The following is a 7,994-nucleotide window of genomic DNA, read 5'->3' as shown; positions in this document are numbered from 1 at the left end:
GCGCTGCGGGGGCCGGCGGGAGCGGGCGGGCCCGCGGTCCCGGGCCGTTGCCCGCGCGGCGGCGGGGGCGGGGGGGGGGCCCCCCGCGGCGCGGCCCGGGGGGCGCCACGGCAGCAGCCGGTGCTGCGGCAGCCGCCCGGTGGAGACCACTTCGCGCACGGTGGCCGGCACGCCGGAGGCGGCGGTGGTGCGCTGCGGGACGTACCCGATCCGGTGCCAGGCGCGGAAGCCGGCGTACGGGACGCCGAACAGCTCCAGCGTGCCCTGCCCCAGCGGGACGGAGCCGATGACGGCCTTGACGGTGGTGGACTTGCCGGAGCCGTTGGCGCCGAGCAGGGCGACCACCTCGCCGGGCTGGACGGTGAGGTCGACGCCGCGCAGCACCGGCCGACCGCCGCGGGAGGCGACGGCGTCGCGGAGGCGGACGGCCGGGGGTATCGGGTGGGTCATGGTGCTGTCGTCCCGTCAGCTGGTGGGGGTGCCGGTCGCGGTGGGAGTGGTGCCGGTCGCGGCGGGGGTGGCGCCGAGGGCGGTCTGGAGGTTGGCCAGGTTCTGCTTCATGACCGAGAGGTAGTCCTCCTTGCCCGGGTCCTTGACGCCCTCCAGCGGGTCCAGCACGGCGGTCTTGAGGCCGAGGTCCTTGGCGACGGTGTCGGCGAGCTTGGGGCTGACCAGGGTCTCGAAGAAGATCGTGGTGACGCCGTTGTCCTTGGCGGCCTTCTGCACGTCGGCGAGGCGGGCCGGGGTGGGCTCGGACTCGGGGTCGACGCCGTTGATGGCGACCTGGGTGAGGCCGTAGTGGTCGGCGAGGTAGCCGAAGGCGGCGTGGCTGGTGACGAAGGTCCTGGACTTGGCGTCCTTCAGGCCGTCCCGGAACTCCTGGTCCAGCGTGGTCAGCCGGCCGACCAGGTCGTCGGTGTTCTTGCGGTAGTCGTCGGCGTGGGCCGGGTCGGCCTTGGCGAACCCGTCGCCGACGCTCTTGGCGATCGCCGCGTAGCGGGTCGGGTCGAGCCAGATGTGCGGGTCGCCGGCCGGGCCGTCGTGCTGGTGGCCGTCGGCCTCGGCGCCCTCGTCGAGGTGGTGGTCGACCAGCGGGCTGGCGGCGGTGGCGTCGATCTTGTACTTGGCCGAGGACTGGCCGACGGCCTGGTCGACGGTGGGCTGCAGGCCCTTGAGGTAGATGATCGCGTCGGACTTCTGGACGGTGGCGACCTGCTTGGCGGTGAGCTCCAGGTCGTGCGGCTCGACGCCGGCCGCGGTGAGGTCGGTGACCGCGACGTGGTCCTTGCCGATCTGCTGGGCCAGGTACTCCATCGGGTAGAAGGAGGCGACGACCTTCAGCTTGCCGTCGGCGCTCTGGGCGCTGCTGCTGCCACCGCAGGCGGTCAGGACGAGGGAGGCGGTGAGGGCGGTGGCGGCGATGGCTATGGAGCTGCGGGTACGTCGTCCGATCATCATGACAATCATTCTCATCTTATCTGGAAATGATTGTCAACTCACTCGGACGGGTGAACGGCAGGTGGCCGTGACTGGGACGGGCCGGACGATACCGATTTGAACCCCGTACCCGTATGGCCGGTAACCTGAGGTATTCGGGTACGCGCAACCAGCCGTGCCCTGACCGTGCCGTACGTACTGAAGAGAGCACTGTGGCCGCCGACAAGATCGACACGATCGTCAGCCTGAGCAAGCGCCGTGGCTTCGTCTACCCCTGCAGCGAGATCTACGGCGGCACGCGTGCCGCCTGGGACTACGGGCCGCTGGGCGTCGAACTCAAGGAGAACATCAAGCGCCAGTGGTGGCGCGCGATGGTCCAGGCCCGTGAGGACGTCGTGGGACTCGACTCGTCGGTGATCCTCGCGCGCGAGGTGTGGGAGGCCTCCGGCCACGTCGCCACCTTCAACGACCCGCTGACCGAGTGCCTCTCCTGCCACAAGCGCCACCGGGCCGACCACCTGGAGGAGAAGTACGAGGCCAAGCACGGCTTCCCGCCGCCGAACGGCCTCAAGGACGTCAACTGCCCCGACTGCGGCACCAAGGGCCAGTTCACCGAGCCCAAGGACTTCTCGGGCATGCTGAAGACCCACCTCGGCGTCACCGAGGAGGCCAGCGGCCTGGCCTTCCTGCGGCCCGAGACCGCCCAGGGCATCTTCACCAACTTCAAGGCCGTCCAGACCACGTCGCGCAAGAAGCCGCCGTTCGGCATCGCCCAGACCGGCAAGAGCTTCCGCAACGAGATCACCCCCGGCAACTTCATCTTCCGCACCCGCGAGTTCGAGCAGATGGAGATGGAGTTCTTCGTCAAGCCGGGCGAGGACGAGCAGTGGCACGAGTACTGGCTCCAGCAGCGCTGGGACTGGTACGTCGACCTCGGCCTGCGCACCGAGAACATGCGCTTCTTCGAGCACCCGAAGGAGAAGCTCTCCCACTACGCCAAGCGCACGGTGGACATCGAGTACCGCTTCAACTTCGGCGGCAGCGAGTACTCCGAGCTGGAGGGCGTCGCCAACCGCACCGACTACGACCTGCGGGTGCACAGCGAGGCGTCCGGCCAGGACCTCAAGTACTTCGACCAGGAGAGCGGCGAGCGGTACTTCCCGTACGTCATCGAGCCGGCGGCCGGCCTCAACCGCGCCATGCTGGCCTTCCTGATCGACGCCTACTTCGAGGACGAGGCGCCCAACGCCAAGGGCGTCATGGAGAAGCGCGTCGGCATGCGGCTCGACCCGCGCCTGGCCCCGGTCAAGGTCGCCGTCCTGCCGCTGTCGCGCAACGCCGACCTCTCCCCGAAGGCCCGCGGCCTCGCCGCCGACCTGCGCACCGCGTGGAACGTCGAGTTCGACGACGCCGGCGCCATCGGCAAGCGCTACCGCCGCCAGGACGAGATCGGCACGCCGTTCTGCGTCACCGTCGACTTCGACACCCTTGAGGACAACGCGGTGACCGTCCGCGACCGCGACACCATGTCGCAGGAGCGCGTCTCGCTCGACCAGGTCAAGGCGTACCTGGGTGCGCGACTGATCGGCTGCTGAGCCCGCTCAGCCCTTCTGGAGCCCTCGTTCGCCCCGGTCCGTCCGGGGCGGGCGGGGGCTCCTGCGTGTTCCCGCCCTCTGCTTACCGTCTGCCCCAGCGGGAACGGGGGGCCGCAGCCGGTTCGGTCGGCAGGCCGGCGCTGCGCAGGGCGGCCAGCGTCGTCCGGTGCCGGGCGCCGTCGGCGAGCAGCGCGGCGAGCAGCCGCCCGTACAGCTCCGGGCTGGTGTCCAGCGCGGCCGCCAGCTTGACCAGCTCCACCGGCGGGCGCAGCGCCGCCAGCTCGTACAGCAGGACGGTCGCGAGCTCGGCCGGCAGCTCCGTCGCCAGCGCGGCCAGCTCCGCCGTCGGCCGGCCGGCCGCCTGGCGCAGCAGCGTCCGCACGTCGGCGTGCCGGCCCGTACGGCGGAGGCCGGTCGCCAGCGCCGTCAACTCCGGCGTCGGCGCCGAACCCCACTCCCACAGCAGCGTCGCGCCGTCCGCGCCCTGCCCGGCCCGCTCCAGCGCGGCCAGCAGGGCGGGCAGTGCCGACGCCGGATAGCCCCAGAAGGCGTGGAACAGCTCCGCCGCCTCCTCCGCCAGCCCCAGCTCGCGCAACTCCGCCAGCATCGCCACCGCCTGCTCGGGGGCGCACTGCGCGGCGCTCCTGGCCAGGTGCAGGGACGCGCCCGTCGGACCGCGCCGGGAGAGCATGCCGACCAGCAGCGCGGCGTCCGCCGGATCGAGGCCGGTGGCCGCCCGGGACAGCAGCTCCGTCGCCTCGGCGAAGGCGCCGGCACGGTGCAGGGCCGCCACCCGCTCGGCGAGGGCGCCGATGTCGGGGCGGGCGGGCCGGGCCTGGGGCGGCGGGGCCTGGGCCGGTTGCGGCTCCGGCGGTCGGCTCCTCAGCCGGTTCTCCAACGCCTCCAGCCGATCGCTCAGTTGGAGGCAGCGGGCGCCCAGGCCCTCGCGCAGCGTGCGCGCCTGCGCCAGCTGCCGCAGCAGGTCCCCGTCCGGCCGCTGGCGGCCCGGCGCGGCCCGGATCGCCTCGTTCAACCGCCGCTCCCGCTGGCTCGCGTAGCGGCTCGCGCGGAGTAACTCGTCCAGTTCCGCCCGGAGTTCGTACGCCTGCTGCTCGCCCTCCGGGTCCTGGCCCGCGGATTGTGCCGTCGGCCGCATGCGCATGATCGCCCCACCCCGTCCATCTCTCCCCTGACTGCGGGACATCCTGGCGTCGCTATATGGCGGGGGAGTTAAGGGAGCACGTCCAGTCGTGCGCGACTGGTGTCAAGGAGCGCGCAGACGGCGGTCGTTGCAAGAAGTGCGCCGGTCGCGCTCCGCAGCAGGGTCGCCTCGTAGTACGAGCCGGGTGCGACCACGGCGACGGCGCAGCCGACGGCCGCCCCGACCAGGGCGGCGGGGATCAGACGGACCGTCCGCACCGCCGGCAGGAGCACCACGAGCCCCGCGACGGCCGCCAGTTCGGGGGTTCCGAAGGAGACGCCGTAGCGGACGGCCAGTGCGGGGACGAAGAACAGGACGAGGGCCCGCCCGAGCGTGCCGGTCAACGCGGTGGTGTGCGGGCCGGCCGGACCACCGCTCCACGGCACGAACCGGGTGGCGGCCAGGACCGCCAACGCGGCCAGCGCGCCGGCGAGATGGTCGCCGAGTCGGGCCAGGTTGTACAGCAGCGCGGTGTCGTACAGCGTCAGCATCAGCGTGCCGAACGCCCACAGGTCGAGCGTGAACAGCACCGGGCCGCGGGGTGGCCGGGCCCGTTCGCGGGAGGCCAGCCAGACGAGCAGCGGTGGTGTGACGAGCGCGGACACCGTCCGCAGCACGATGTCGTCCACCGTGTACGGATTCCGCAGGTCCCACTCCACCGCGCAGAACGCCACCGTATAGGAGACGGCGGCGAGCCCGGTCAGCGGCGAGCGCATCGCCCGGACGTAGAGGCCGTGGTCCAGGCGTCGCAGCACGGCGGCGAACGCCAGGAGCACCAGCGGGAGTTCGAGGAACGCCTGGACGCGGAGCACGGTGGGCGCGAGCAGCTCGGGCGCGGGGAAGTGCGCCGCCAGCCAGTCGATCGCCGGGTTGCCGCGCGGCACGTCGAACCACCCGGGCGGCAGGTAGCGGGCGACGAACGCCGTACTCCCGCCCCGCACCCGCTGCACGTACACGGCGAACAGCACCTGGTTCAGATAGACGAGTGCCACGACCAGCGCCAGTGCCACCTCCGGGCCGAAGCGCCCCCCGCGCCCCGGCCGGACCTCGCGCCGCCGCCACGCCCTGGGCGCCAGGGCCAGCGCGGCGGCGGCCGACACCACCACCGTGCCGTCCAGCACCGGGCCGACCGCCCTCATGCGGCGAGCCGTGCCCGCGCCTCCATCAGGGCGAAGCCGAGCAGGTTCAACCCCCGCCACTCGTCGGGCCGTTCCGCGCGGATGTCGTCGGCAGCGAGCCCGATGCCCCAGATCCGGTCCACCGGGCTGGCCTCGACCAGGACGCGGTCGCCGGTGCCCAGCAGGTAGGCGCGCAGCGCCTCGTCCTGCCCGAACTTCGCGACGTTCCCCTCGACGACCAGCTCGAACCGGCCGGCCGTCCAGGCCCCGTCGTCGAAACCCCTGACCAGCCGCCCCAGCTTCTTCGCCTCGGCCGGCGTGTGGGCCGCCAGCACCCGCTGCTCGATGGCCTCGTCCCCGAACATCCGGGCCTTGCCCGCCATCATCCAGTGCTCGGCGGACGCGTACGCCACCCCGTCGACGGTGAACTGCCCGGGCCACCACTGGCTCAGGCACTCCCGCCGCGTCCCCCCGCCCTTCCGCTCGGTGTGCCCCCAGAACATCAGCCATTTCGGCCGCACCCCGGCGGCCGTCAGCGCCGCCAGCTCCACCCGGCTACGGACATCGGCAGGGCTCCCCACGCGCATCTCGCTCATATCGTCATTCTGACGCAAAGGGGGCCGTCGGGCCAGCGGGTTTTCGGTGGCAGGTCGGGTCAGTTGGCGGGCAGTGCGTTCGCCATGTCCCGGAAGCGGGGCGACACCCGCATCATGCCGTCCGAGCCGACGTTGAGGTTCTCGATCCAGCCGTCCCGGTACCAGAAGAGCGACGGGGTCAGCGGGGCCGGGTCGCCGGCCGCGAGCTCCTTCGACAGGTCGATCAGGAAGCGGATGGCGTTCAGCGACAGGCTGGTGCGGATCGGCACCGCGCAGAGTGTGTTGTTCGTCGGCAGGGCGACCAGGGCGCCGTTGGGCAGCTCGATGCCGCCTCCCAGGGCGTTCTCCAGGCGCAGCGCGTGGGCGGCTCCGGGCCAGGCTCCCATGCCGTTGACGGTGTGGATGGTGTCGCCGTTGGACGCGTCGAAGACCTGCCGGTTGAGCTGCTCGGTGGCCAGGTTCGCGAAGGCCCGCTCCCACAGCTCGGCCCGGCTGATGCTCCACTGGTCGGCGGCGTGTTCGGCTATCGACAGGGCCTCGGTCTTGCCGGCCCGCTTGCCGGCGTCCACGCAGAGGACGACCGACAACTCGTCGTCGATCTGCCGCGCCATCGGATCGGGCCCCAGGCCGCGGCTCCTGGTGATCAGGAGCCGCAGTCGGTCCCGGACCTCGAAGACCGAGATCTTCGCCAGCGCCTGGCACGGGCCGTGCTCGTCGCACAGCGGCCTCGGAAGGTTCTTGCGGCTGCCGAACAGCGGCATGGGTGACTCCCCGGGTGGTTGCGATGGTCGGACTGGGCCACAGCATTCCATCGGTCGGCCTCGCCGTCCCGAGATCACCCCATTCCCGGAGGTGTTCTGTCGATCTGTCAGATGGCGGCGTGCTCCCAGCGGAGGGCGGGGTGGCCGTCGATCCAGTAGTGGGTCGCCCGGTCGGTGATCCGCAGGCGGACGGCGGTGAGGTCGGGGCGTCCGGCCTCCTGCCAGGCGGTGAGGATGCGCTCGACCTCGTCCCAGAGCGGGACCGGGCCGCTCTGGTGGACGGTCCAGCCGTAGGTGTCGTCGGCGACCTCGGCGGCGGATCCGGGGGTGGCCAGGTAGTGGATCGACTCCAGGTCCTCCCCGATCGATACGGTGAACTTTGCGCTGGGAAAGGAGAGTTGGGCGAGGATGGCCGGCGTCGGTTCGTTGAGGAGGGTGGGGGAGACGTGCGCCAGCCGCTTCGGTGCGGCCGCCTCCGCCCGGGCCGCGGGGCCCCCGGCCCGGGCCGCCAGGGGCTCGGGGTGGACGGGAGGGAGGGTGGAACGGTCGATGAACCGGCCGTCGGCGGTGCCGTCGGCGGCGACGGTGACCCTGGCCAGGCCGGCGCCCTCGGGCCAGGTGCCGACCGTGGCCAGGATCGTGCCGCCGGGCTTGGTCCGCTGCACCCAGGCGTAGGGGATGCGGCGCACCGCGTGGGTGGCGATCGCCCGGTCGTACGTGACTTTCGGGTCGGCCTCGACGGTGCCGACGTTGCGCTCGCCGAGGAGGTGGCGGAGCAGGGCCGTCGAGTAGCCCGCGCCGGTGCCGATCTCCAACACGGTGTGCCCGTCTTCGGCGCCCAGGGCGTCGATCATGCGGACGGTGGCGGCCGGGGCGGTGGTGGAGGCGGTGGGGAAGCCCCGGACGGGCGCGGAGACCTGGTCGGCGGTCAGATGGCCGTTCAGCTGGGTGACCAACGACCGGTTGCTGTAAGCGAGTTCGACCCACTCCGTCGGATTGGCGCCGCGCTCGGTCACCGGCCGCCAGCGGCGCCTGCCGGTGGACACGAACACCCCGGGGCGCAGGAACGGCTCCCGGGGAACGGCCTCCACGGCCGCCCGCAGCGCCGGGCTGCTCAGGGCGCCGCCCGCCTCAAGCCGGTCGGCGAGCGTACGGCGGGCGGCTGCAGTGTCCGGGGTCATGGTTCTCCTTCCTGGGGCGGGCGTGTGCGTCTGTGCTGGATCGCCTTGCTGAGTGCGGAGTTGACCAGCACGGTGACAACGCAGAGTACGAGGAGGAAGGAGGGG

At 72.4% G+C, this 7,994-nt stretch carries 8 protein-coding genes; 1 reads left to right on the top strand and 7 read right to left on the bottom strand.

Features of this window, described 5'->3' with window-relative positions:
• Positions 1-450, bottom strand: a 450-nt coding sequence (locus ACFV61_RS05995) for an ATP-binding cassette domain-containing protein (protein WP_380490346.1), incomplete at its 3' end; no start/stop codon positions are given.
• A 15-nt stretch (positions 451-465) separates the two neighbouring features.
• Positions 466-1,458, bottom strand: a complete 993-nt coding sequence (locus tag ACFV61_RS05990) for a metal ABC transporter substrate-binding protein (RefSeq protein ID WP_380425502.1) — start codon at positions 1,456-1,458, stop codon at positions 466-468.
• A 191-nt stretch (positions 1,459-1,649) separates the two neighbouring features.
• Between ACFV61_RS05990 and ACFV61_RS05985 the strand changes: the two genes are divergently transcribed.
• Entirely contained in the window at positions 1,650-3,032 is a 1,383-nt protein-coding gene (locus ACFV61_RS05985) for a glycine--tRNA ligase (RefSeq protein WP_063347506.1), read from the top strand.
• An 82-nt stretch (positions 3,033-3,114) separates the two neighbouring features.
• Here the strand turns inward: ACFV61_RS05985 and ACFV61_RS05980 are convergent, their stop codons facing one another.
• The 5 genes from ACFV61_RS05980 to ACFV61_RS05960 all read right to left on the bottom strand — a co-directional run bounded on the left by ACFV61_RS05980 (position 3,115) and on the right by ACFV61_RS05960 (position 7,889).
• On the bottom strand, positions 3,115-4,194 hold the full coding sequence (locus ACFV61_RS05980; RefSeq protein ID WP_159398423.1) for a hypothetical protein: 1,080 nt from the start codon (positions 4,192-4,194) through the stop codon (positions 3,115-3,117).
• A 68-nt stretch (positions 4,195-4,262) separates the two neighbouring features.
• A complete protein-coding gene (locus tag ACFV61_RS05975) occupies positions 4,263-5,372 on the bottom strand; it encodes a hypothetical protein (protein ID WP_380490345.1) in 1,110 nt (369 codons plus the stop codon).
• Positions 5,369-5,947 carry an NADAR family protein gene (locus tag ACFV61_RS05970; protein WP_380490344.1) on the bottom strand — a complete coding sequence of 193 codons (579 nt, stop codon included), beginning with the start codon at positions 5,945-5,947 and terminating at the stop codon, positions 5,369-5,371. Before ACFV61_RS05970 ends, ACFV61_RS05975 begins: the two co-directional genes overlap by 4 nt.
• A gap of 59 nt (positions 5,948-6,006) precedes the next feature.
• Positions 6,007-6,708, bottom strand: coding sequence for a hypothetical protein (locus ACFV61_RS05965; RefSeq protein WP_380490342.1), 702 nt, complete (start codon positions 6,706-6,708; stop codon positions 6,007-6,009).
• Between the two features lie 107 nt (positions 6,709-6,815).
• The gene (locus tag ACFV61_RS05960; protein ID WP_380490340.1) at positions 6,816-7,889 is read right to left on the bottom strand and encodes a methyltransferase; all 1,074 of its coding nucleotides are present in this window, start codon (positions 7,887-7,889) and stop codon (positions 6,816-6,818) included.
• Positions 7,890-7,994 lie beyond the last annotated feature (105 nt).

It is taken from the genome of Kitasatospora sp. NPDC059817 (genome assembly GCF_042731835.1).
Classification (GTDB): Bacteria; Actinomycetota; Actinomycetes; order Streptomycetales; family Streptomycetaceae; genus Kitasatospora.
Note: the sequence above shows the minus strand (reverse complement) of the source record. Positions and strands in the feature narration are given on the sequence as shown.

What these genes read in the sequence shown, in the direction of transcription:
- ACFV61_RS05990 (WP_380425502.1), bottom strand. Translation starts at nt 1,458, where the DNA reads ATGATGATCGGACGACGTACCCGCAGCTCCATAGCCATCGCCGCCACC.
- ACFV61_RS05980 (WP_159398423.1), bottom strand. Translation starts at nt 4,194, where the DNA reads ATGCGCATGCGGCCGACGGCACAATCCGCGGGCCAGGACCCGGAGGGC.
- ACFV61_RS05975 (WP_380490345.1), bottom strand. Translation starts at nt 5,372, where the DNA reads ATGAGGGCGGTCGGCCCGGTGCTGGACGGCACGGTGGTGGTGTCGGCC.
- ACFV61_RS05970 (WP_380490344.1), bottom strand. Translation starts at nt 5,947, where the DNA reads ATGAGCGAGATGCGCGTGGGGAGCCCTGCCGATGTCCGTAGCCGGGTG.
- ACFV61_RS05965 (WP_380490342.1), bottom strand. Translation starts at nt 6,708, where the DNA reads ATGCCGCTGTTCGGCAGCCGCAAGAACCTTCCGAGGCCGCTGTGCGAC.
- ACFV61_RS05960 (WP_380490340.1), bottom strand. Translation starts at nt 7,889, where the DNA reads ATGACCCCGGACACTGCAGCCGCCCGCCGTACGCTCGCCGACCGGCTT.